This window comes from Tardiphaga sp. vice154 (assembly GCF_007018645.1).
Lineage (GTDB): Bacteria > Pseudomonadota > Alphaproteobacteria > Rhizobiales > Xanthobacteraceae > Tardiphaga.
On the sequence record NZ_CP041399.1, the window covers coordinates 3,979,295 to 4,002,939 of the forward strand.

The 23,645-nt window shown below is 63.3% G+C and carries 22 protein-coding genes; 8 read left to right on the forward strand and 14 right to left on the reverse strand.

Translation table 11 applies throughout. The features are described 5' to 3' along the window. The first annotated feature begins 23 nt into the window (after positions 1 to 23). Entirely contained in the window at positions 24 to 1,013 is a 990-nt protein-coding gene (locus FIU28_RS18635; protein ID WP_143574668.1) for a DUF808 domain-containing protein, read from the forward strand. Here the strand turns inward: FIU28_RS18635 and FIU28_RS26540 are convergent. Then, positions 1,010 to 1,147: a hypothetical protein gene (locus FIU28_RS26540; RefSeq protein WP_168202974.1), complete on the reverse strand. Its 138-nt coding sequence runs from the start codon at positions 1,145 to 1,147 to the stop codon at positions 1,010 to 1,012. The genes FIU28_RS18635 and FIU28_RS26540 overlap by 4 nt on opposite strands. 23 nt (positions 1,148 to 1,170) lie before the next feature. Between FIU28_RS26540 and FIU28_RS26545 the strand changes: the two genes are divergently transcribed. After that, on the forward strand, positions 1,171 to 1,329 hold the full coding sequence (locus FIU28_RS26545; protein WP_168202975.1) for a DUF5993 family protein: 159 nt from the start codon (positions 1,171 to 1,173) through the stop codon (positions 1,327 to 1,329). Continuing rightward, complete coding sequence (locus FIU28_RS18640) at positions 1,329 to 1,886, forward strand: disulfide bond formation protein B (RefSeq protein WP_143574669.1); 558 nt, start codon at positions 1,329 to 1,331, stop codon at positions 1,884 to 1,886. The genes FIU28_RS26545 and FIU28_RS18640 overlap by 1 nt, the downstream gene beginning before the upstream one ends. Before the next feature lie 76 nt (positions 1,887 to 1,962). Here the strand turns inward: FIU28_RS18640 and dksA are convergent, their stop codons facing one another. Both dksA and FIU28_RS18650 read right to left on the reverse strand, forming a co-directional pair. Further along, on the reverse strand, positions 1,963 to 2,328 hold the full coding sequence (dksA, locus tag FIU28_RS18645) for an RNA polymerase-binding protein DksA (protein WP_246660730.1): 366 nt from the start codon (positions 2,326 to 2,328) through the stop codon (positions 1,963 to 1,965). Between the two features lie 210 nt (positions 2,329 to 2,538). Then, entirely contained in the window at positions 2,539 to 2,949 is a 411-nt protein-coding gene (locus tag FIU28_RS18650; protein ID WP_143574671.1) for a flagellar assembly protein FliX, read from the reverse strand. Positions 2,950 to 3,276: 327 nt separating this feature from the next. On the opposite strand from FIU28_RS18650, the gene FIU28_RS18655 reads away from it, so the two are divergent. From FIU28_RS18655 to FIU28_RS18670, 4 genes are all read left to right on the forward strand, one after another. Further along, positions 3,277 to 4,401, forward strand: coding sequence for a flagellar basal body P-ring protein FlgI (locus tag FIU28_RS18655; protein ID WP_143574672.1), 1,125 nt, complete (start codon positions 3,277 to 3,279; stop codon positions 4,399 to 4,401). Then, positions 4,401 to 4,745, forward strand: coding sequence for a flagellar assembly peptidoglycan hydrolase FlgJ (flgJ, locus tag FIU28_RS18660; protein WP_143574673.1), 345 nt, complete (start codon positions 4,401 to 4,403; stop codon positions 4,743 to 4,745). Before FIU28_RS18655 ends, flgJ begins: the two co-directional genes overlap by 1 nt. Before the next feature lie 25 nt (positions 4,746 to 4,770). After that, positions 4,771 to 5,271, forward strand: a complete 501-nt coding sequence (locus tag FIU28_RS18665) for a hypothetical protein (protein WP_143574674.1) — start codon at positions 4,771 to 4,773, stop codon at positions 5,269 to 5,271. A 149-nt stretch (positions 5,272 to 5,420) separates the two neighbouring features. Continuing rightward, positions 5,421 to 5,792 (forward strand): hypothetical protein, encoded by a 372-nt coding sequence (locus FIU28_RS18670; protein ID WP_143574675.1) that lies wholly within the window; start codon positions 5,421 to 5,423, stop codon positions 5,790 to 5,792. Positions 5,793 to 5,801: 9 nt separating this feature from the next. Here the strand turns inward: FIU28_RS18670 and FIU28_RS18675 are convergent, their stop codons facing one another. From FIU28_RS18675 to FIU28_RS18700, 6 genes are all read right to left on the reverse strand, one after another. Further along, the gene (locus FIU28_RS18675) at positions 5,802 to 6,158 is read right to left on the reverse strand and encodes a hypothetical protein (protein ID WP_143574676.1); all 357 of its coding nucleotides are present in this window, start codon (positions 6,156 to 6,158) and stop codon (positions 5,802 to 5,804) included. 111 nt (positions 6,159 to 6,269) lie between these two features. Further along, a complete protein-coding gene (flaF, locus tag FIU28_RS18680; RefSeq protein WP_143574677.1) occupies positions 6,270 to 6,635 on the reverse strand; it encodes a flagellar biosynthesis regulator FlaF in 366 nt (121 codons plus the stop codon). A gap of 3 nt (positions 6,636 to 6,638) precedes the next feature. Beyond that, complete coding sequence (flbT, locus tag FIU28_RS18685) at positions 6,639 to 7,016, reverse strand: flagellar biosynthesis repressor FlbT (protein ID WP_143574678.1); 378 nt, start codon at positions 7,014 to 7,016, stop codon at positions 6,639 to 6,641. A 200-nt stretch (positions 7,017 to 7,216) separates the two neighbouring features. Further along, positions 7,217 to 8,809 carry a flagellin N-terminal helical domain-containing protein gene (locus tag FIU28_RS18690; protein ID WP_143574679.1) on the reverse strand — a complete coding sequence of 531 codons (1,593 nt, stop codon included), beginning with the start codon at positions 8,807 to 8,809 and terminating at the stop codon, positions 7,217 to 7,219. 380 nt (positions 8,810 to 9,189) lie between these two features. Continuing rightward, entirely contained in the window at positions 9,190 to 10,776 is a 1,587-nt protein-coding gene (locus FIU28_RS18695; protein WP_143574680.1) for a flagellin N-terminal helical domain-containing protein, read from the reverse strand. 333 nt (positions 10,777 to 11,109) lie between these two features. Continuing rightward, positions 11,110 to 12,696, reverse strand: a complete 1,587-nt coding sequence (locus tag FIU28_RS18700) for a flagellin N-terminal helical domain-containing protein (RefSeq protein WP_143574681.1) — start codon at positions 12,694 to 12,696, stop codon at positions 11,110 to 11,112. 388 nt (positions 12,697 to 13,084) lie between these two features. Between FIU28_RS18700 and FIU28_RS18705 the strand changes: the two genes are divergently transcribed. Next, a complete protein-coding gene (locus FIU28_RS18705) occupies positions 13,085 to 15,961 on the forward strand; it encodes a tetratricopeptide repeat protein (protein WP_143574682.1) in 2,877 nt (958 codons plus the stop codon). 54 nt (positions 15,962 to 16,015) lie between these two features. Here FIU28_RS18705 and FIU28_RS18710 read toward each other — a convergent pair whose 3' ends face one another. The 5 genes from FIU28_RS18710 to FIU28_RS18730 form a co-directional block, all read right to left on the reverse strand. Then, positions 16,016 to 17,542 (reverse strand): flagellar biosynthesis protein FlgL, encoded by a 1,527-nt coding sequence (locus FIU28_RS18710; RefSeq protein WP_143574683.1) that lies wholly within the window; start codon positions 17,540 to 17,542, stop codon positions 16,016 to 16,018. Between the two features lie 10 nt (positions 17,543 to 17,552). Further along, on the reverse strand, positions 17,553 to 19,427 hold the full coding sequence (gene flgK, locus FIU28_RS18715; protein WP_143574684.1) for a flagellar hook-associated protein FlgK: 1,875 nt from the start codon (positions 19,425 to 19,427) through the stop codon (positions 17,553 to 17,555). 44 nt (positions 19,428 to 19,471) lie between these two features. After that, positions 19,472 to 21,319, reverse strand: coding sequence for a flagellar hook-basal body complex protein (locus FIU28_RS18720; protein WP_143574685.1), 1,848 nt, complete (start codon positions 21,317 to 21,319; stop codon positions 19,472 to 19,474). A gap of 217 nt (positions 21,320 to 21,536) precedes the next feature. Then, positions 21,537 to 22,040 carry a peptide-methionine (R)-S-oxide reductase MsrB gene (msrB, locus tag FIU28_RS18725; RefSeq protein WP_143574686.1) on the reverse strand — a complete coding sequence of 168 codons (504 nt, stop codon included), beginning with the start codon at positions 22,038 to 22,040 and terminating at the stop codon, positions 21,537 to 21,539. Positions 22,041 to 22,154: 114 nt separating this feature from the next. Next, positions 22,155 to 23,552 (reverse strand): NAD(P)/FAD-dependent oxidoreductase, encoded by a 1,398-nt coding sequence (locus FIU28_RS18730; RefSeq protein WP_143574687.1) that lies wholly within the window; start codon positions 23,550 to 23,552, stop codon positions 22,155 to 22,157. Positions 23,553 to 23,645 lie beyond the last annotated feature (93 nt).

The following is a 23,645-nucleotide window of genomic DNA, read 5'->3' on the forward strand; positions in this document are numbered from 1 at the left end:
GACGATCCCAGCCAGAGGTTTCCATGAGCATCGGACTGATCGCCCTCCTCGATGACATCGCAGGCCTTGCCAAAGTGGCGGCGGCCTCGGTGGACGACATCGCCGGCCAGGCTGCCAAGGCCGGCGCCAAGGCGGCCGGCGTGGTAATCGACGACGCCGCGGTGACGCCGCGCTATGTCACCGGTTTCGATGCCTCACGCGAATTGCCGATCGTGAAGAAAATCGCGATCGGCTCGCTACGTAACAAGCTGCTGTTCCTGCTGCCCGCCGCCCTCTTGATGAGCCTGTTCGCGCCATGGGCGATCACGCCCCTGCTGATGCTCGGCGGCGCCTATCTGTGCTTCGAGGGCGCCGAGAAGGTGGTCGAAGCCGTGATGCCGCACGAGGCGCCTGCCGGCGAGGTGCGGACGCTGGCGATCGATCCCAAGACGATGGAGGACGACAAGGTGGCCGGCGCCATCAAGACCGATTTCATCCTGTCGGCGGAGATCATGGCGATCACGCTGGCGGCGATTCCCGCCGGACCGTTCCTGACCCGCGCCGTGGTCCTCGCCCTCGTCGGCATCGGCATCACGCTGGTTGTCTATGGCGGCGTCGCGCTGATCGTTAAAGCCGATGACGTCGGCCTGGCGCTGGCCAAGAGCGACAAGGCGTCGGCCTGGAGCCTCGCCAAGGCCGGCTTCGGCCGCGCGCTTGTGCTTGGCATGCCCTACTTCCTGCGCGCGCTGGGCGTGGTCGGCACCGCCGCGATGATCTGGGTCGGTGGCGGCATCATCGTCCACGGCCTCATGGAATACGGCCTGCCGCAGATCGAGCATGTCATCAAAGGGCTCGCGGCCCCTGCAGCGGCAGCGGTACCTGCCGCGTCGGCAGCGGTCCACTGGATCGTTACCGCGGCGGGCTCGGGCGTAGTGGGCCTGCTGCTCGGCACCGCCCTTATCCCGGTCGCCAACTATGTCATCGCACCGGTGTGGAGCCGGCTGCGCGGCAAGGCCGCGAAGCCGGGTCACTAGATCGCCTGCGCTGCCCCCGACACGATTCCGCACATCCGGATCGAAACGGCTCGCCGTCGCGCATCGAGCGCGACGCCGTTGCAGCGGCCGCTTGCGGCTTCATAGCCGCACAGCAAGCGGCGCGAATCGGTCATAAAGATTGTTACCTGGAGCCATCATGGAATTCACCGCGCTGTTTCTCGCCATTACCGTCGTCATGCTGGCTGCGTGGCGTGGCGCTCGTGCCGTGGCGCTGCCGCTGTTTGGCGCCGTGCTGATCGCCTGTGGTGCGGTCTATCTCCATCATGCGACCGATGTCCTGAAACTGTCATTCTGATGCAGCTTACACCCGCCCGCGCCGTCGCCCTCAATGTCCTGAGCCTCTATGGCGTGGCGCTGATGCTGGCAGGGGCGTTCGCTGCGCAACTGGTGTTGCACGAGCTGCCTTGCCCGCTCTGCCTGCTGCAGCGCGTGATGATCGCGCTGCTCGCCGTGGGTCCGATCCTCAACATCCGCTTTGGCCTGCGAACCAGTCATTACGCCCTGTCGATGCTCGCCGCGGTGATCGGCGCCGTCGTCTCGGGCCGCCAGATCTTGCTGCACATCCTGCCCGGCGACGCCGGCTACGGCACGGCATTGCTCGGTTATCACTATTACACGTGGGCCTTCATCGGGTTCGGTCTGGCCATTGCGCTATTGGCCACCATCCTGCTGTCCGACCGACAATTCGCGCATGACGCTTCGCCGCCCTCGACCGGCCGTTTCGCGACCGTGGCGGTCTGGCTGGTGATCGCGCTGACCGCCGCGAATGTCCTCTCCACCCTGCTCGAATGCGGGTTCAATAGCTGTGCCGACAATCCGGTGGTGTATGAGTTGCTGAAACGCGCCACCTGAGCGACGTCGCGCTCCGCCACGACGGCCGGCCCAACGAAAAACGGCCGCCCGATGGGCGGCCGTTGAAGAAAGAAAACTATTCGTCGCGATAGACCTTTTCGCGCTTCTCGTGGCGCTCCTGCGCTTCGACCGACAGCGTGGCGATCGGGCGGGCCTCGAGGCGCTTCAGCGAGATCGGCTCGCCGGTCTCCTCGCAATAGCCGTAGGTATTATCGTCGATCCGCTGCATCGCAGCATCGATCTTGGAGATCAGCTTGCGCTGGCGATCGCGGGCGCGGAGCTCGATGGCGCGGTCGGTCTCCGAGGAGGCACGGTCCGCGAGGTCTGGGTGATTGACGTTTTCTTCCTGCAGCGTCTGCAGGGTCACGCGCGACTCACGCAGAATCTCTTCCTTCCAGGCCAGCAGCTTGCCGCGAAAATATTCGCGCTGCCGATCATTCATGAAGGGCTCTTTTTCGGAGGGGCGATAGCTTTTCAACTTGTCCAAGGCCAATCCATTTCCGTGCTAGGCGGCGGAAAGGATCTGCCGCGCCGCAGCTTATATAGCTCCGCCATGTGACAGACAATATCGTCCGGAGCACCTATTTACCGTCCGCCCCCGCTTTCCGGGAGGGAACCACGCAAGCGCCTGCTACTTTAGGCGTGCCGCCGATCAGACCTGGCCGGCCTTGGCGAGTTCGACCTCGACCCGTAGTTCGATCTCTGACAGCACCGAATCAAGTCCGGCATCGCCGGACGATGTCTTGAGGTCCGCCGCCGCGGCGCGAAGCCTGGCGACGGTATTGGCGTCGAACGAACCGGTGAGCATGGCGAGTTTCAGTTCGTCGAGCACATCCAGCGCGCCGCGACCGCGGGCGACCGACTTTTTGCGCCGCTCGGTGGCGTCCTCGACGCCCTGCATGGCCAAAAGCGCATCAAGGCTGTTGGCCGGACGCGGCGCCACGGCGGGGCGGGTCTCGGACGCCGCCGCCGTATCAGGCAGCGAGAATCCGGTCGAGCCGGTGCGCTTCGTGCTCGACGAAGGCGAACCCAGGGTGGTGCCGTTCGGACCATAAATGCGCATCGACATATCCAGCGAATGAAAGGCCGGGTTGGCCGCGCGGAGCGGTTTGCACGCCGGGATCATGACTCGGCAGCGTAAACGGAACCCGCTCCGGAAAGGTCGTCTTTTATGGTTAATCAATCATGAACGACCCGGCAAAATCTGCCGTCGGCGGCAGTTTCGCCGCGGCCCAGACGGCCGAACGCACGCGCCAATTCAGCTAATAATCAGCATTATCAATCGCTTGACCACTCCCGAGGGACTGGCACGGCGCTCGCATAGTTAATGCTGGATCGTCGTCATGGGAGTGGCGACAGGTCCGGCCCAAACCTCAGCGGGGAGCAGAGGATGCCTATCTTACGTTCGGTGCGATTCTGTTGGACAGCCGTTTCGGCGCTTCTTGCGCTGGCGCTGGCCGTCGGCTCGGCGGGGGCGACCTCGCGGATCAAGGATCTCGCCAATATCGAAGGCGTCCGCCAGAACCAGCTGATCGGCTACGGCCTGGTCGTCGGCCTCAACGGCACCGGGGACACCCTCAACAACATCCCGTTCACCAAGCAGTCGCTGCAGGCGATGCTGGAGCGCATGGGCGTCAACATCCGCGGCGCCACCATCCGCACCGGCAACGTCGCCGCCGTGATGGTCACCGGCAACCTGCCCGCCTTCGGCACCCAGGGTACAAGGATGGACGTCACCGTCTCCGCCCTCGGCGACGCCAAGAACCTGATGGGCGGCACCCTGCTCGTCACCCCCCTGCTCGGCGCCGACGGCAATGTCTACGCGGTCGGCCAGGGCTCGGTCGCGATCGGCGGCTTTGCCGCCGAAGGCGCCGCCGCCTCCGTCACCCGCGGTGTGCCGACCGTCGGCCGCATCGCCAACGGCGCCATCATCGAACGCGAGATCGAATTCGCGCTGAACCGCCTGCCCACAGTGCGGCTGGCGCTGCGCAACCCTGACTTCACCACCGCCAAGCGGATCGCCGCCGCCGTCAACGATTTTCTTGGCTCCAAGAGCGCCGAGCCGATCGATCCCTCGACCGTGCAGTTGACCATCCCGCCGGAATTCAAGGGCAACGTCGTCGCCATGCTGACCGAGATCGAGCAGTTGCAGGTCGATCCGGATCTGGCCGCCAAGATCATCATCGACGAGCGCTCCGGGATCATCGTGATGGGCCGCGACGTCCGGGTCGCCACCGTGGCGGTGGCACAGGGCAACCTCACCGTGACGATCTCGGAAGGCGCCAATGTCAGCCAGCCCGCGCCGCTGTCGAACGGCCGCACCGTCACAACCCCGAGCACCCGCGTCGGCGTCAGCGAGGACGGCAAGAAGCTGGCGCTGGTCAAGGACGGCGTGTCGCTGCAGCAACTCGTCGACGGCCTCAACGGCCTCGGCATCGGTCCCCGCGACCTGATCGGCATCCTGCAGGCCATCAAGGCCGCCGGCGCGATCCAGGCCGACATCGAGGTGATGTGATGCTCGCCAACAACTTCAGCCCCTACACGACCGCGCATCCGACCATCAATGGCCGGCCTGACCTGACGCTCACCGACGCGCTGACGAAAGTATCGCCGGAGGTGCAGAAGAAGGCCAAGGCGCAGGCGCAGGATTTCGAGGCGATGTTCCTGAATTCGATGTTTTCGCAGATGACATCGGGCATCAAGGCCGACGGCCCGTTCGGCAACACGGCCGGCACCGGCCCGTGGCGCTCGATGCTGACCGAGCAATATTCGAAAAATTTCGCCAAGGCCGGCGGCGTCGGCATTTCCAACGACGTGTTCCGCACCCTCATCCTGCAGCAAGCCAACCGCGCCGCCTGATCCAGGAACGCCGAAGGACACCGCCATGAACAACGCCCAACGCCAGCCCGAACCCGTCGCCATCGCCGCACCGCCGCCGCCGGCAGCGACCCCCGCCGAGGCCCGCAAGCTTGCCGAAGCGATGATGGAAGTGATGAACGCCCTGCTCGCCGTGATCGAGCGCGAGACCGAGCTGGTGCGTGCCGGCAAGGTGCGCGAGGCCCTGAAGCTCGAGCAGAACAAGAACGAGCTTTCGCGACGCTACATCGCCATGATCACGCTGCTGAAGGCGAGCCAGAAATACCTGGCGCAGACCACGCCCGATCTGTTGTCGGCGCTGCATCGCCACCATGACGTGTTCCGGGCCATGCTGCAGGTCAATCTCACCGTGCTGGCCACCGCGCATGCCGTGTCGGAAGGAATCGTGCGCGGCGTCAACACCGAAATCCAGAAGCGCAACATTCCGCAGACCTACACGGCCATGGGCCGCAACGCGCAACCGGGCCGCGTCAACCGCACGCCGATCGTCGTCAACCGCACCATGTAGTATCGAAAAAGAACACCTTATGGATGCCGGAATACCTTTATACTGACTAAAATCTTCTGGAATTCAGCATCGCTCGATTTACGTGATTGCTACATACTGCCCGCTGGGATAGGGGTCGGGATTGATCTATTGAGGCCAGGAGGGCTGACATGGGTACCGACTTTAGCATCAAACCGGCGGGGGCGCCGGTGGCAGCGCCGCTGGTTAGACCTGCTCCCGAGGCGGTACGCGCAGCCGTGCCTACCGAACTCCCGCCGGACAGGACCGTCGGCGCATCGGATGCTTTACCGCGTCCCGGAGTGTCTCCGAGCAGCAACCGGCAGGTCGACAGCAATCGAATCTCGCAAGGCGTCATCATCGACAAAGACGCTGCAGCGATCGTTTTCGTGTCGATCGACAAGACGACCAACCAGGTCATCAACCAGTACCCGGAACAGTCCCGACTGCGCGCTCGCGCCTATCTGCGCGAGATGGATTCCAAACAGCAGGACCGGCGGATCGAGACCGATCGCACGGCGTGAAGCGCCGGCCTAGCTTCGCTTGGCGTAAGCCGTATCGAGGAAGGTGCTGCCGGTCACCGGATCCGTCACGGCGTTCTTGATAGTCGCCTTGTTGGTGCCCGTCACCTGAACCTTCGTATCACCGATCCGGAACGCATTGTCCTTGATCAGCACCTGCTGAAATTTGACCGTTCCGGCGCTGCTATATTTCACCTGAGCGCGAAACCCGTCGACCTGCAGCACATCGACCTTGAAGGTCTTCTTATTGGCGTAGGTGCCTTCCCAGCTTCCCTTGAACTTGTCGGGATCGACGGCGACGTATTTGCCGGTCGTCGTCGGCACGGCCGTCTTGTAGCCCGCGGAGAGGATGCTCATGATGTCGGCCATCGCGTTGTCCTGCCGATGCGCAACGATCGAAATCGTCGCAAGAAATACCAGCACACACTAAGCAATACGGACCGTTAACGGTCGGTTCATCTGTCGTGCGTGGCGCGAGAGTTAGCCGCGACCGCTGAGGCCGGCGGCGATATTGCGGTTGATGTCGATCAGTGGCTGCAGGCTCTCGACCTCGCGCTTCACCTTGAGGGCGGCGCATTGGCTGAGGACGAAGATGCCGATGTTGGCGATGTTCTGGCGAACCTCGACCGATTGCGGGCTGGCGTTATCCATCGCTTCGCCGAGAAAGATCGACCAGAGCTTGCGGTTGAACATCAGGGCGTCGTCGAGACCCTCGTCGGTCGTGGCCCAGTTGGCCATGACTTCCTGAAGCTTGCGTGCCGCCATCAGCAGCGCCTGCGCCTCGATGTCCCGGGGAGAAGCTGTGGTCTGGGCGGTACGAGCGTAGGCGTTGGCACCTGTCGACATGAATTACCTCAGGAGGTCGTCTTCGCGCTTCATAAGCCCGCGCAATTCTCTAAGAGCCTTGTAAAGAGCGCCACTTAAAATTAGCTTACTCACTTCCTCGATTTGCTCGCGAAAGCTCGGAACCGCCTCGATCAATTCGCCGATGAAACCAAAATAAAGATCCTGGTACTTCGGGATGTCGTTCTCTAGATACATCATCTGAACGCAGAGATAGATCCGCTTCACCGGCGTATTCGCCGTCTCCGGCGTGAGGATATCCTTCTCGCGCAGGATCGGCGCATCGCCATCGATCAGGAATGCGGTGCGGGTATCCGAATTGGTAATGACGCTTTGCCCGATGACAATTCGTTCGAATGGTTTCAGTTCGACTCGCAAGGGCATTCCGGTCTCCTTCTCCCGCGCGACCTCCGGGATTCGAAGCACGGCGGATCGATGATGGGCACCGCACGGCGGTGCATCCTTGTACCATCGATCAGACGTACAGTTGAAGCCAAAAGTGGAAGACGGTGGTGCCGCGCGTGCCCGCCGCGCGACGACGGCGAGCCTCTATGCGGCGCGCGCCTGTCGCGGCACGTCTTGCGTTACCGCAGCAGCTGCAGCACGCCCTGTTGCGCGGTGTTGGCAAGCGCCAGCGCGGAGGTCGCGATCGACTGCCGCGTCGACAGCGCCTGGCTGTTGGCCGCTTCCTCATTGGTGTCGGCCAGCGTCAGGTTCGACGAGCCGGTGCCGAGCACGTTGATCAGGTTCTTGGCAAAGTCCTGACGGATCTGCACGATCGACAGGTTGGAGCCGAGTGCCGAGGCCTGCGAGCGCAGCACGCTGCTGGCGATGTTCAGCGCGTTGAGCGTGCTGTTGGCCGAGGTGTTGTCGAGGAAGTCGGTGCCCTTGGTCATCGCGCGCAGGCCGAGGCCGGCCGGCGTCAGCGTGGTGCCGGCGATGTTCAGCGTCGATTTGCCGGTCTCGTTGAACACCAGCTTGAGCTGATCGCCCGCCAGCAGGTTGATGCCGTTGAACGAGGCGTCCTGCGAGGTCGTGGTGATCTGATCGATGATGTTGTTGTACTGCGCGACCAGATTGGCGCGCGAAGTCTGCGAGGCATAGTCGGTCACCGGCGCGGACCCGGCGAGGCCGTTGAACAGCTTGCCGACGCCGGCGGCGGTGCCGGTGATGGCGCCGATCGTCGATGACGCCGCATCGTTCGACGTGGTGATGGTCATGTAGCCGGTCGGATCGATGACAGCCTGCAGGTTGTTCGGGGCCAGCGCGGCGTTGAGCTGCGCGAGCGTCGAGACCTGGCCGCTGGCGGTGCCGAACGTGATGTTGCTCGCCACACTGGACGAGTTGGTTGCCGCGATCGACAGCGTCAGCGCCGGCGGCCCGCCGAGCGCGGTCGGGCCTGCGGTTCGTGCGCGGGACACCGACGTGCCCAGTCCAAGCCCGGCCAGCGCGGTTGTATTCGAACTCGTGATCGTCAAATCCGACGCCGTACCGGTGTGCAACGTGATGGCGCCGGCAGTGACGCCCGAGCCGGTGCCGCCCGACAGCGTATCGATCTTTGCCAGCAGCGTGGTAACGCTGTCGGTGATGTTGATCTCATTGTTGCCCGAGGCCGCCGAAGCCTTGAAAGTCAGGCTCTGGCCGTTCACGGTGATGGTATCGCCCGCTGCAAAGCTGTTCGCGACCGAGTCGGTGTTGGCGCCCCCGGACAGCAGCGTCGCACCGGTGATGGCGGCGGGCACCGTTAGCTTGTTGTTGGCGGCGGTGCCGACATAGGTGTTGTCGAGCTTGGCGGACGTTCCCAGAATGTTGTCAGCCGTCGCGCCGGGATTGATCGGCGTCGTGATGGTCGACTTGGCGCCATAGCCGACCGGAATCTGCAGCGTCTGGTTTGCGATCGACTTGGCGGTATCTACCAGCTTCTGCAGCGAGGTGATGCCGGTGTTGGCCGCCTGCAGCACCTGGACGCCGTTGCCGATACCGTCGAGCAGATTGTTGATGTCACCGGAGCGGCTGTCGAGCGCGGCTGCGGTGAAGAAATTCGTGGGATTGTCGAGGGCGCTGTTGACCTTCTTGCCCGTCGATAGCCGGTTCTGGGTGGTCGACAACAGTTCTGCCGTGTTTTGCAACGCGAGCAAATTCTGACGAACGGACGCCGAGAGAACGATGCCTGACATGTTGTAACCTTCCTGATCCTCGCGGCACGTCGACCTTCAGTCGCGCGACGCTTGCAAACGTCCAAGGCGAAGGAGATCGCCACGACGCAGCCGGTGATGTTGACGCCCTTCTGGAAGAGGGATCTCGACGCATCCCTGGGGGATGTCACCGGATCAAACGCGGCCGATTCTCGGCCTGCCTGCTTCCTACTTAGCCCGACTATGAGCAGGCACCCTTTAATTTATGGTTAACAGCTCCTTAAGCGCCCGCAGATACTGTCCCAAAACGGCAAAAGCCCGGAAAGCATTGAGCTTTCCGGGCCTCTCAGCGGTATATCGCTACGAAAAAGGCGGCAGGGTTTCCCCTGCCGCCTGGTCTTGGTTGGTCTGAGTCGCCGAGATCAGCGCAGCAGCTGCAACACGCCCTGCTGGGCGGTGTTGGCGAGCGACAGCGCGGACACCGCGATCGACTGGCGGGTCGACAGCGCCTGGCTGTTGGCCGCTTCCTCGTTGGTGTCGGCGAGCGTCAGGTTCGACGCACCGGTCTGCAGCACGTTGATCAGGCTCTTCGAGAAGTCCTGACGGATCTGCACGACCGACAGGTTCGAACCGAAGCTCGAGGCCTGCGAGCGCAGCGTGGTGGAGGCGGTAGTCAGCGAGGCAAGGGTCTTGTTTGCCGCCGCGTTGTCGGTGAAGTCGGTACCCGCCGTCAGCTTCGACAGGCCGAGACCGCCGGGGCCGAACGAGACGCCGGAGATGCTGAGCTTCGAAGTGCCGGTTTCGTTGAAGGTCAGCTTCAGGGTGTCGTTGTTGAGCAGGTTGACGCCGTTGAAGGACGAGTCCTTCGCCGTCGTTTCAATCTGATCGATCACCTGGTTGTACTGGGCGATCAGGCTGGCGCGCGTCGCCTGCGAGGTCGGATCCTTGACGGCGTTGACGACGCTCTGGCCGTTGAAGCCGACAGTGGAAGTGGTCGACGCAGTACCGCCGACGGTGCCGATGTTGGCCGAAGCCGCATCGTTCGTGGTGGTGATGGTCAGCTTGCCGGTCGTATCGATGCTGGCCTGCAGGTTGTTCGTCGACAGAGCGGTGTTGAGCTTGTCAAGCGTATCGACCTGGCCGGCGGACGTGCCGAAGGTGATCGAGGAAGCGGTACCGCCGCCCGTTGCACCGATTGTCAGGACCTTGCCCTGCAGAGCCGGAGCAGAACCAGCCGTACGGGCCTGCGTAACACCGGTGCTGAGACCAAGAGCAGCCAGCGGCGCTGCAGCGGAACTGGTGATCGTCAGGTCCGAAGCGGTGCCGGTGTTGATGACCAGCTTGCCAGCCGTCACGGTCGAACCCGTTGCGCCGGTCAGACCGTCGATCTTTCCGAGCAGCGCAGTCACGTCGTCGGTGATGTTGATTTCATTGGCACCGGAAGCACCCGAAGCCTTGAAGGTCAGCGTCTGGCCGTTGACGGTCAGCGTGTCGTTGGCGGCGAAACTGGTCGTCAACGAGTCGGAGTTGGCACCGCCGGACAACTTGGTCGCACCGGTCAGCGTACCGGGAGTGGTCAGGTTGTTGACGGCGGCTGCGCCGGTGAAAGCGGCAGTCGTCGGAGCGCCAGAGGGGCCGAGCAGGTTGGAAGCAGTCGCGCCGGTGGTGGCGAGGCTGGTGATCGAGGACTTGGTGTAGCCCACCGTGGTCTGCAGCGCCTGGTTGGCGATCGACTTGGCAGAGTCCACGAGCTTCTGGATCGAGGTGATGCCGGTGTTGGCGGCCTGCAGGATCTGCACGCCGTTGCCGATACCATCGAGCAGATTGTTGATGTCGCTCGAACGCGAGTGCAAGGACGATGCGGTGAAGAAGTTGGTGGGATTGTCGAGCGCCGAGTTGACCTTGTTACCGGTCGAGAGGCGGTTCTGGGTTTCCGACAGAAGCGATGCAGTGGACTGCAGCGAGAGCAGGTTCTGGCGGACTGCAGACGTAAGGGTAATGCCGGACATAATTGAGTACCTTCCTGGTATTCGAAACGCGCCCTTCTTGGGCACTGAAGGTACGATGCGACTACAAAAATTAACGCAGCGTAAAATCCGACGCGGGCTTTGTCGGCATTGCGCGCCCCCTGTTCCGGGCCGATTAGCGAATACGCAGGTAGAGCAGTAGCTTAGTAGGTAATTCGATCTGTAGAATAGCCTGTCGGGTTTTTCTCCATCGGAGTAACGTAGTTAACAGAACCCTAATTCGGCCGCGGCTTCTCTGGTCCGGCACGAACACCTCACGAAAAAGCGGCGGGGTTTCCCCCGCCGCCCGGTCTTCGTTGATATTGTTCGCCGAGATCAGCGCAGCAGCTGCAACACGCCCTGCTGGGCGGTGTTGGCGAGCGACAGCGCGGACACCGCGATCGACTGGCGGGTCGACAGCGCCTGGCTGTTGGCCGCTTCCTCGTTGGTGTCGGCGAGCGTCAGGTTCGACGCACCGGTCTGCAGCACGTTGATCAGGCTCTTCGAGAAGTCCTGACGGATCTGCACGACCGACAGGTTCGAACCGAAGCTCGAGGCCTGCGAGCGCAGCGTGGTGGAGGCGGTAGTCAGCGAGGCAAGGGTCTTGTTTGCCGCCGCGTTGTCGGTGAAGTCGGTACCCGCCGTCAGCTTCGACAGGCCGAGACCGCCGGGGCCGAACGAGACGCCGGAGATGCTGAGCTTCGAAGTGCCGGTTTCGTTGAAGGTCAGCTTCAGGGTGTCGTTGTTGAGCAGGTTGACGCCGTTGAAGGACGAGTCCTTCGCCGTCGTTTCAATCTGATCGATCACCTGGTTGTACTGGGCGATCAGGCTGGCGCGCGTCGCCTGCGAGGTCGGATCCTTGACGGCGTTGACGACGCTCTGGCCGTTGAAGCCGACAGTGGAAGTGGTCGACGCAGTACCGCCGACGGTGCCGATGTTGGCCGAAGCCGCATCGTTCGTGGTGGTGATGGTCAGCTTGCCGGTCGTATCGATGCTGGCCTGCAGGTTGTTCGTCGACAGAGCGGTGTTGAGCTTGTCAAGCGTATCGACCTGGCCGGCGGACGTGCCGAAGGTGATCGAGGAAGCGGTACCGCCGCCCGTTGCACCGATTGTCAGGACCTTGCCCTGCAGAGCCGGAGCAGAACCAGCCGTACGGGCCTGCGTAACACCGGTGCTGAGACCAAGAGCAGCCAGCGGCGCTGCAGCGGAACTGGTGATCGTCAGGTCCGAAGCGGTGCCGGTGTTGATGACCAGCTTGCCAGCCGTCACGGTCGAACCCGTTGCGCCGGTCAGACCGTCGATCTTTCCGAGCAGCGCAGTCACGTCGTCGGTGATGTTGATTTCATTGGCACCGGAAGCACCCGAAGCCTTGAAGGTCAGCGTCTGGCCGTTGACGGTCAGCGTGTCGTTGGCGGCGAAACTGGTCGTCAACGAGTCGGAGTTGGCACCGCCGGACAACTTGGTCGCACCGGTCAGCGTACCGGGAGTGGTCAGGTTGTTGACGGCGGCTGCGCCGGTGAAAGCGGCAGTCGTCGGAGCGCCAGAGGGGCCGAGCAGGTTGGAAGCAGTCGCGCCGGTGGTGGCGAGGCTGGTGATCGAGGACTTGGTGTAGCCCACCGTGGTCTGCAGCGCCTGGTTGGCGATCGACTTGGCGGAGTCCACGAGCTTCTGGATCGAGGTGATGCCGGTGTTGGCGGCCTGCAGGATCTGCACGCCGTTGCCGATACCATCGAGCAGATTGTTGATGTCGCTCGAACGCGAATTCAAGGACGAGGCGGTGAAGAAATTGGTGGGGTTGTCGAGCGCCGAGTTGACCTTGTTACCGGTCGAGAGGCGGTTCTGGGTTTCTGACAGAAGCGATGCAGTGGACTGCAGCGAGAGCAAATTCTGACGGACTGCAGACGTAAGGGTAATGCCGGCCATGTTAGATACCTTCCTGGTAAACTGAACTACGATCTTCTTGATCGCTGCACGGAAGATGATCGTCAGACTCTAACAATGCGTAAAACGGACCGCGCAAGTTTGTCACGCTCCGCGCGGGCAACTCAACTACACATTTTACGGATCAGGGTACCCCGACCTCATCGACGGACGTCTTTTCTGCAATTGAATCAACCGGCCTGCCCATTCGCGTCTCTCATGCGGATTGGGGTTTTGTGGTATCTCATGACCAAATTGACGGTAGGCATGACGGCGCCTGCGAAAAATAAATTTCACCGCTCATTCTCTTTTTTTGAGCGGGCAGTACGTGAATACTACAAATCGACTTCAGCGACTGCGACAAAATCCTTCAGGATCGCATGACCGCCGTGTGCAGGGACGGCGCGAAACGGACGAGCGGCACGCCTCGAGCGCGGCACGCTTCAAACCTGCGGTATTGAGATATGACGCAGGCAGCACGCTTTGCGAGAGAATCGCCTATGCTGCGCCATCTCTCTCGCTTGCTGGTCTTCTCATGAATGTAACGCTGCGGTCCGATAACAAGGCGATTCGCAAGGCGCTGGCGCATGTTGGCGCCGGCCGGTTTGCCGACGCCGAACGGCTGTTTCGCAGCGTTCTCAGCTCGAATCCCGACGACGCCGCTGCCAATCATGGGCTCGGCCTCATCAGCCTTCGGCGCGGCAGACCCCACGATGCGCTGAAGCTCCTGACGGCGGCGCTGCAGGCCAACCCCGCCGAAGGCCAGTACTGGTTTTCCTTTGCCGAGGCCCTGTTGCTCACCGGCGCCAGCAGCGATGCCCGAAACATTCTGGACCGCGCCGCCAGCCGCGGCCTGAACGGTCCGGAGGCGATGGAACTGCGAGCCCGGATCGGACACGCCGAAGCGATCCAGCAAGCGGTGGTGTGCCAGAAGGCCGGGCGGCTGGCGGAAGCGCTCAGAATCCTGCAGCTGGTTCTCGCCGAAGCGCCCGACCACATCGATGCGCTGCACATGATGGGGGTGCTGGCGATCCAGGACGAGCGGATGGAAGCCGCTGTCGAATGGATCAACCGCGCCATGGCCCAGAACGACGCTATTGCGTCGTTCCACAGCAATCTTGGTAGCGCCTTTGCCGGCCTGGGACGTCACCAGGAAGCCATTCGCTCGTTGCGCCGCGCGATCGAACTGGACCCCGACTATTTCGATGCCCGAAACAATCTTGCCAACGTCTTGATGGAAGACGGCCAGTTGGATGCTGCGCTGGCACAGCACCAGGACAATATCAGGCGAATGCCCGGGCACGCCGTGGCCCACAACAATCTCGGCAATTTCTTCCGCAAGACATCGGACATCACCAAGGCGACAGAGTGTTACGAGCGCGCCATCGTACTCGACCCTGGTTTTGCGCTCGCCCATAACAATTTGGGCACGCTGCTGCGCGACAATGGGCGGACGACTGCCGCTATCGAAAGCTTTCAGCGCGCGTTGGAAATCCATCCTGATTTCGCTGAAGCGCATTACAATCTGGGAACGACGCTGCTCGGTATCGGCCGGCGCGATGAGGCGCTGCGTCATTTCGAGCGAGCCGTTGAACTCAAGCCGGGCTTTGCGAACCCGTTCATCAATCTCGGCAATCTGCACAAGGACGCCGGCCGGCTCGACCAGGCGATCGCGTGTTACGACCGGGTGATCGCGCTCGGGGTCGATATGGCCAAGGCGAACAACAACATCGGCGCCATTCTGCTCGAGCAACGCAAGATTCCGCAGGCGATCGCACGATTTTCCGAAGCCATTCGCCTCGATCCGCAACTGGTCGAAGCTTACAACAACAAGGGCAACGCCCACTCCGATCTCGGTGAAATCGAGCAGGCGGAAACAGCTTATCGGCACGCGCTGTCGATCAGGCCCGACTATGCGGAAGCCATGAACAACCTTGCCGGAAACCTGAAGGGCCAGGGTCGCAATGACGAGGCGATTGAAAACTACCGCGCGGCGGTCGCCACCAAGCCTGACCTTGTCAGCGCGCATAACAACCTGATCATGATGCTGGGCTACGCCGATGTTCCGCACGAAGTGGTGGTCGATCAGGCCCGTCTGTTCGACCGCGACATATCAGCCGCCCTGCTCCGCCATCGTCCCTTCGGCAACGCCATAGACCCTGACCGCAAGCTGCGGATCGGCTATGTTTCCGGCGACTTCCGCAGCCACGCCGTGAACTACTTCTTCGAACCATTACTGACGCACCACGACAAACGCCATTTCGAGATTTTTGCCTACACCACGATCTCCGAAGAGGACGAGGTGACGGCTCGCCTGAAGCCGCATTTCGATCGCTGGCAAAATATACGCTATCTCGATGACGATGCCGCAGCCGATCTGATCGAGAGCGATGCGATCGATATCCTGATCGACATGTCTGGCCATATGGCTGCCAATCGGCTGCTGGTGTTTGCCCGCAAGCCAGCGCCGGTGCAGGCCACATGGCTGGGCTTCACCACCACCACCGGGGTGAGCGCGATCGACTACCGGATCACCGACCCCCACACGGATCCGGTCGGCATGACGGAGCGGTACAATACCGAAACGCTCTGGCGGCTGCCGAAATCGTTCTGTTGCTACGAGCCGCGCCGGGATATCTCCGCCCCGATCGATCATGTTCCCAGCGATGACAACGTTCACGTCACCTTCGGTTGCTTCAATAATTTCTCGAAAGTCACCGATCGCACGCTGGAGCGATGGGCGGAGATTCTTGAGCGCGTGTCGGATTCGCGACTGCTGCTGGAAATCATTGGCATCGACGGCACCGACTTCAAAGCACAGACGTTGACCAGGCTGGCGCGCCTGGGCCTGCCCGTCGACCGCGTCATCCTCGAACCCCGCAAGCGTTCGAACCAGTATGTGCTGTACGACAGGATTGATATCGCGCTGGACCCGTTTCCGTTCAACGGCGGCACCACGACGCTCGATGCGTTGTGGATGAACGTTCCGGTGGTGGCGCTGGCCGGTGGGTATTTCACCGCCCGGCTATGCGCCTCTATCCTGGAAAACATCGGGCTGCCCGAATTGATCGCGACCGACGAAGAAGGTTATGTCGCGCGCGCCGTGGCGCTGGCGGCCGATCTCGACCGGCGGCGAGCCTTGCGACGAGACCTGCGGCAGATGATGGCGCGCAGCCCGATGATGGATTTTTCGGGCTTCGCCCGGGATATCGAGACCGCCTATCGCGAGATGTGGCGCATTTGGTGCGACAGCCAGGCTGCGGCGTAGCCGGACCTGTGATGCATCCATGTGACGCGACGCCGGCAATGACGAGACTAACGCCTAGAGGAACTTGACCAGGCTCATCTGGTACAGCGTCGAGGTCGTCTTATACGAGGCCTGCAGCGCGGTCTGCAGGGCCAGGATCTTGGCGGCGACCTCGTTATCATCGATGCCTTCGATGGAATTCAGCAGCGTCTCGCTGAGCGCCTTGGTCTGGGTCTGACGGTCCGTCGTCGCCTTGATTGATACTGACGCGCCAGCGAAGTCGGCCTGGATGTCCTGGATCGATTGCGTGCCCGCCACCGGGGCCAGGTTCAGCGCTACCCGCTGGTTCAGCGCGGCGACCTGGGCATTGGCGGCCTTGGCGATGGCCGGATTGGTCAGATTGGTAACGTCGATCGAGAACGCCGCATAGACGGCGACCGTCTGCAGCTGCGAGCGCAGCGCCTGCTCGTCGGCACGGGCGCCGTAATTCACGGTGATCGATTGGTCGACCTGGGCGACGGCCGAGCCGCGGGCCGAGCCGTTGGCCGGAATGTCGGGTTCACCCTTGTACCAGCTCACGGTGTCGGCCGAGCCATCGACCAGCGCGGTGGCCGAGGCTCCGCCCGCGCCGACTCGCATCGGCGGCGTGTCGAAGAAACTGTCCCCGGCCGCGATCGCCGAGGCCGCCACCATCGTGCCCTTCGCGAGACCTCCGACCGATGTGGTCAGCGCGGCGTTGAGATTGCTGGCGGTGATGTCGGTGGTGGCGCCGAGCTCGAAGCTGTTGGATGGCAGCGGCGTCGTGCCCGCGGCGACCGCTGTCATCTCGATGGTCTCGAGGGTTTGGTCCGGCAGCGTCAAGGTGAACTTGACCTTGTCGCCGGGGTTCGGATTAGTGGCGCCGAGATTGACCGAGATCGCCGCCGGGGTCCCGGTCGGTCCGGTCACGGTCGCGCCGGTCAACGTCGAGGCGACATTGGTCAGCTTCATGCCGAACACGGTTGCCGGCGTCTCCTCGGAAATCGCTACCGCCGTCGAACCAACGGCCTGAGGCGCGATCGCCAGGCGCCCCAGCCCGGTGCCGAGATCCGCCGTCTTGCGTTGGGCGATGACGGTTTTCAGGCCATCCTTGATGCCGTCGCCGTCCATGATATCGGTGGACGAAGCCACAGGCGCCGTGTCGGTGGCGCGGCCCGAGAACAGGTAGCGGTCGCCGGACTTGGTGTTCAGCATGTCGACCGAGTCGACGAAGGACAGGTTCGCGGTCTTCTGCCCGGCGGTCTGGCCGGTATTGTCCAGCGTCGTGCCGGCGCTGACCGCCGCACCCTTGACGGTCGACCCGATTTGCGCGAGCCGCTGCAGCGACAGGTTGGCGACGCCGATCCGGGTGTTCAGGTTCACGGCCGTATCGGAATAGCCGGCGATCGCGGTGATCTGCGAACGCAGGGTGATGGCGAGGCTACGGCCACTGCCCTGCCCCTCATAGGTGGTGGACACCTTGCCGCTCGACAGCTGCAGGGTGAGCGTATCGAGCTGGCTGCGCAGGTCGAGAATGCCCGAGCCGATGTAGGATGTCCGTCCGCTGACGCCGCTAATGGTCATGACTGTTACCTCAGAAAGCCTGCATCAGGGTTTTGTACATGTCGTTCACGGTCGACATCACGCGCGCATTGGCAGAGTAGGCGTTCTGCAGCGAAAGCAGGTGCGCCATCTCGTCGTCGATATTGACGCCCGAGGTGGTCGTCATCTTTCCCTGCAGCGTTGCAAGAACCACATCCTGGCCGCTGGCCAGTTGCTTCGCCGCGCTGGCCTGGGCGCCCTGCGCGCTGGTGAACTGCTGCATGTAGCTCAGCAGCGTGCCCTTGAAAGGCGCGCTGGCGCTGCCCACACCGTCGGACGGCGTGTACTGGAACGTCGCCTTGGTCAGCCGCGACATGATGAAATCGACGCGCGTCGTATCGCCGGCGGCCGTGGTCGGGCCGTACAGCACCAGCTTGGACGGATCCGCCAACAGCGCGCTGTTGACCGTGAGACGTCCGGCAAGGCCGGTAATCTGCGATCCCGAACCGCTGATTGCGCCGGTGTAGGAAGAGCCGGTATCGGTGAACAGCGCCACCTGCGGGTTGCCTGAGGTGAGCGACCCCGGCAACGCCGTGGTGGTCACCGACGCCGCCGTCAGCGTGGTCAGCGTCGGGTTGTTCTGGACCGTCAGCGCGGACAGCGACGCGCCGGTCACTGTCAGCCGGCCGTTCAGCGCGGTATTGATCTGCGCCACGATCGACGCCGGACTAGCCGAAAAGTCGATGCCGTACACTTCGTCGGACGGGTCCGCCGTCACATTATTCGACAACGGCAGTACGCTGGGATTGTCGACCCGCATCAGCGAAATCTGGTGCTTGACGTTACTGGCGTCCGTATACGACAGATGGGCGACGTTGCCGGATTGCATCCCCGACACGTCGAGCGTCGCCGTCTGCGAGCCGGCCGTCGGAATCGTGATCGTGGCCGCCGTGGTCTTGTCCGACAGCGCGCTGGAAATCTGCGCCGCGAACTGGTCGAGTTGGTCCTGCGCCTCGACCAGCGTCTTGTCGCGCAGTTCGGTATAGGCGGCGATCTTGCCCGACTTGATCGCGCCGGTGGCCGTGAGGTCGATCGATCCGCCATTGGCGAACGACACGATCACCGAACCGAGCTTGCTCTTCGACGGATCGGCGCTCCACTCGGTGTTCGGCGTCACCGTGCCTTGCGCGTTGAACGACAACGTCGCGGCTTCCTGGCCGACCAGCTGCACTCCGGAGCCGGTGAATACCGTGACCTGGTTGGCACCGTTGGTGGTGACGCGGATGTCCATCAAACCGGACAGCTTCGTGATATACTGGTCGCGCTGGTCGAGCAGTGCCGCCGTGGATGAATCCGTCGAGGTACCACCGGCCGGATTGGCTGCCAGCGAGTTGTTGATGGTCGCAATCTGCTTCATCAGCGCGTTGGCGTCGTCGACGGAGCCGCGGATGTCGGTCTCGGCCGCGCCGCGCAGGCTCTGGATACCCTGTGTCATCGAATTGAGCTGTTGCGACAGCACCGCGGCTGCGTTGACGACGCCGATCCGCGCCGACTGGCTGTCGGCGCTGGTCGCCAGCGCCTGCACCGCGGTAGTCAGGCCTGCAAAGGCCGCCTCCAGCGTCCCGGTCGAGCCCGGATTGCCATACATGCCCTGCAACTGCTGCAGGAAGTTCGACCGCAGCGAGGCATAGCCCGCGCCGGATGTTTCGGTGCGCAACTGCGCCTGGATGTACTGGTCGAGTTCGCGGTTGACGCCGACGATGGTGACGCTGCTGCCATAGCCGGCATTGGTCGCGACCTGGTTGATGGTCTTCTTGACGTAGCCGGGCGTCTCCGCATTGGCGACGTTCGACGAGACGAGCGACATCGCGGCCTGGTTCGCACGCAGGCCGGCCATTGCTATGGAGAGTGCGTCGTTTAGACTCATGACTGACTACCGCTCTCAAAAACCGCGGGCGAATGCCGCGCGGATTATCGCATCACGTTCAGGAGATCCTGCACCATCGTGTTCGCCGTCGTGATCACCTTGGTATTGGCTGAATAAGCCTGCTGGGTGACGATCAGCTTGGTGAATTCGTCGGCGATGTCGGTGTTCGACGATTCCAGCGACGCGCCGGAGATGCTGCCGCCCTTGCCGTACAGCGGCTGGCCGGATTCGTTGGTGACTTCGAACGCGCCGCCGTCGATGCGCTTCAGGAAGTCGGCGCCGTTGAAGGTCGCGACGCTGACTTCGGCCAGATCGATGTTGCGGCCGTTGGAGTAGCTGCCGACGACGCGGCCTTGGTTGCTGACCGAGACGCTCTTCAACTGGCCGGCGGCGTAGCCGTCCTGCTGCAACTGGTTGACCTGGGCGTTGCCATTGGTGTCGGCGAACTGGGTCAGGCCGCCGGTGCCGAACGCCATCGTGACGTTGCCGAGGCTGACGCCGCTGACCGTCAGGCCGCTCAACGTGATCTGGCCGATCACCGGCTGCATCTGGCCGTCGGTGCCGAACTTGAAATCGGTGCCGACGTTCTGCCAGGCAATGGCGGAGCCGGTGGCGGCGGGATTGGTCTGGTAGAACAGGTTCCAGGTATCGGTGCCGCCTGTGGTGGCCGAGGCAACCTTGGCCCAGCGGAACTGGAGGCTGACCGGCGCGCCGTTGCCGTCATAGGCGGTGGCCGCGCCGCCGCTTATCGACTCGTTGAGAAAGGTCTGGTTGTCGCTGCCGATCACCACGCCGGTGCCGGCAGTGCCGCCGCCGGTGCGCAGCGCCGTGACCGTGCCGGAGAAGCCCAGCGAGCCGAAGCCTGCTGCGGACGAGGATGTCAGGGAGAAGTCGTTGGCGGTGCCGGTATTCAGCGTGACGGCGCCTGTCGCCGAAATGCTCGACGGTGTCGTCGTGCCGGTGAGGCCGTCGATCGTGGACAGCAGGCTTCCGACGGTGCTTCCCGCGGCGGAGAGATCGATGAAAGTGGTACCAGTGACCGGCGCCGGCGCGGCGCCGCCGTTGTAAAACGAGATTGTCTTGGTCGTGGTGACGCCGGCATTGGTGACCTTGAGCGTCATTGTGTCGCCGGCGATGAAGCCGGCAGGAAGCGAATCCGTTCCCGTTGCGCTCAGCAATTTGGTGGCCGCCTTGATCGCGACGGCCGGGGTCTCGAAGTTGGTCCGCGCATTGCCGGTGGTGGCGGTATTGCCGAACGGCGTCGCCGGCGTGCCCAGCGGTCGCGGGTTGGACACGAAGTCAGCCGAGCGCAGAAGTTCCGAGCCGACCACCGCGGTGTTGTGCTTGGTGGTCAGCGGATAGCTGGCGAGATTGGCGCGGTAGTCGATCTTGGTGGTCGGCTGCGACGGCAGGAAGTCGTTCTGGAAGCGCATCACTGCCGGCGTGCTGCCGGCCGGATTGCCGGTGGACGGATCGATCTTGACGCCCTGCAGGTAATAGCCGGCGCCATTCACCAGGTAGCCGTTCTTGTCGAGCGTGAAGTCGCCGCGACGGGTGTATTTGTTGACGCCGTCGAACACCGGCGTGGAATCCGAGACGCTGCCTGGCTTTTGGACCGCGAAAAAGCCGGCGCCATTGATCGCCATGTAGGTCGCCACCGATGACGAGGTCACCGAACCGGCGATGGTGTTGGTGCTGCGCGAGCCTGCTTTGACAGAGCCTGCGAGCTGCGCCGAATTGCCGGTATCAGGGATCAGATCGAGGAAGCTGGTGTCGATGCGCTTGAAGGCGGTGGTCTGAGAGTTGGCGATGTTGCCGGAAATGTTCTCCAGCGCGTAGGAGTTTGCCCGCAGGCCCGCAACGGAGGTAGTCAGCGCGCCGAAGATACCCATAACATTGTCTCCAACTTCGATCCGGGCGGCCCGCCGGTTGCCAAAACTGATGGCCGCATTCGAAGTGAGTGTCGCAAGCCCCGTGCCAAGACAAATAACGCCATGTTTTCAATGAAATAAAGAAAAGCCCCGGTCTTTCGACCGGGGCACAATTGCCTAGCGCGGAAATAATTGCCGGTACCAGCGCCTGATATCGCCGGTCCGTTCGTAAGCGAAATCAGCTCGCCGACGGGGTCGCCGGTTTGAAGATCATCGCAAAGCCGTCCATGCAGTAGCGCAGGCCGGTCGGCTTCGGGCCGTCGTCGAAGACGTGGCCGAGATGACCGCCGCAGCGCCGGCAATGGATCTCGGTGCGTACCATGCCGAGCGTCGAATCCTTGCGCTCGCCGACCGCGTTGGGCAGCGGCTGCCAGAAGCTCGGCCAGCCTGTTCCGCTCTCGAACTTGGTCTCCGACGAGAACAGCACGTTGTCGCAGCCTGCACAGGCGAAGGTGCCCTTGCGCTTTTCCTTGTTCAGCGGGCTGGAAAACGGCCTTTCGGTGCCCTCCTTGCGCAGGATCTCGTATTGCTGCGGCGTCAGTTGTGCGCGCCACTCGGCATCGGTCTTGGTGACTTCAAACTTCTCGTCGGCGGCTTCGGCCGGCGACACGCGGAGCCATTTGAACGTCATCAGCGCCCCCAGTCCGGCTGCAGTGGTGAGAAAAAATCGGCGGTCGATCATGATGGTCTCCCTGGGAGGTCGAGACGTGACCTCGTTCGCCCAAAGATACGGGCGAAGCACCGCGAAGTTACACCCGCCGCCAGAGATTTCTCTCACATTGCTGCGAGGTGCAGATCATCCGGTGGAATCCTCGCCCGACGGGCGCGGCTGCGGCCCGCTTGTGCCGGCCCGCAGATTGGCCTCCGCCAGCCGACGTTGGCGAACCCGTTCCCTAGCCCGCGCGCCTTCGCGGTAGCGCGCCAGCGTGCCGGCCAACGCCGCACTCTGGCGGTTCCAGATGCCGACGCCGTAGCCGGCGATGCGGCCGGTGCGGCCGCCGGCCCAGACCAGTTCGAACGGCGAGAACAGCTTCCAGCGGTCGTCGCGGTGCAGCATCCCGGCGGCAATCAACTGCCCGGCCATCGCCGTGGTGTTAAGGCCCTGGCGGCCAAAGCCACTGGCGACCCAGAGGCCGCGGCGCAATTCGCCGATCTGCGGCATGCCGTGCACGGTCTGCCCGATGGCGCCGCCGAAGGTCTCGGCGATCGCGACGCGGCCAAGCTGCGGAAACACCGTGCGGATCCGCCGCGCAATGGCGCCAGCGTAGCGCTGCGGCCGGGCCTCCCAACTGGTCTCCGGCCCCGACCACATCAGCCGGTCGCCGCCGACGATGCGGAACTGGTCGATGCCGTCGGTATCGGTCACCGAACCCGTGAAGGTGATGGCCTCCGCCAGGCGCTCGCCGAGCGGCTCGGTGATCGCGCCATAGCGCCACACCGGCAGCAGGGTCTGCGCCAGCCGCGGCGCGGGTTCGCCGAGATGCACGTTGCCGGCCAGCACGACCTGCGAGGACCGCAGCCGCGCTGAGGGGGTCACGATGCGCTTGCGGATGCCGGCGGCGTCCAGGTTGACCACCGGCGTATCTTCGAAAATCCGCACCCCGGCTGCGCGCGCCAGCGCCGCCAGCCCCTGCAGATAGGCCGGGCCGTCGATCTGGAACGCGCGAGGGTAATACACGCCATGAAAATAGCGTTTGGTCTTGAGCACGTCGCGGACGCGGTCGATCTGCCAGCCTTCGACCTCGGTATCGAAATCCTCGCCGAGCATCTGCAGCCGCGCAATCAGCCGGTCCCCGACATCGACATTGGAGACCTCCAGCGCGCCATCGCTACGCGCGAGGCCCGGCATGCTGTCTTCCGCGGCATAGGCGCGCACGGCTTCCGCGCCCTCCTGCGACAACGCCCAACATTCGCGGGCATCTTCCAGCCCGACCCGCTCAATCAGGTCGGCGAGCGGCAGGCCGAAGCCGGGCATCACGGTGCCGAACTGGTTGCCGGATGCGTTCCAGCCGATATGGCGGCCTTCCAGCACGGCGACGCTGGCGCCCATGCGCACAGCCGCCAGCGCCACCGAGAGGCCCGCCAGCCCGGCGCCCACCACGCAAATGTCGACGTCGAGATCGACGCCCAGCCGCGTGCGCTCCGGCCCTGCGGCGCCTGGGCGATCGGTCGTACTTGCGGAAGCTTCGGTCATGTCGTTTTCTACGGATCCGTTCGGTGCTTGTCACCTTGTCCTCGCCGCGCAGGTCGATTAATCCGCTGAGCATCCGGCGCCCCGGCGCCCTCT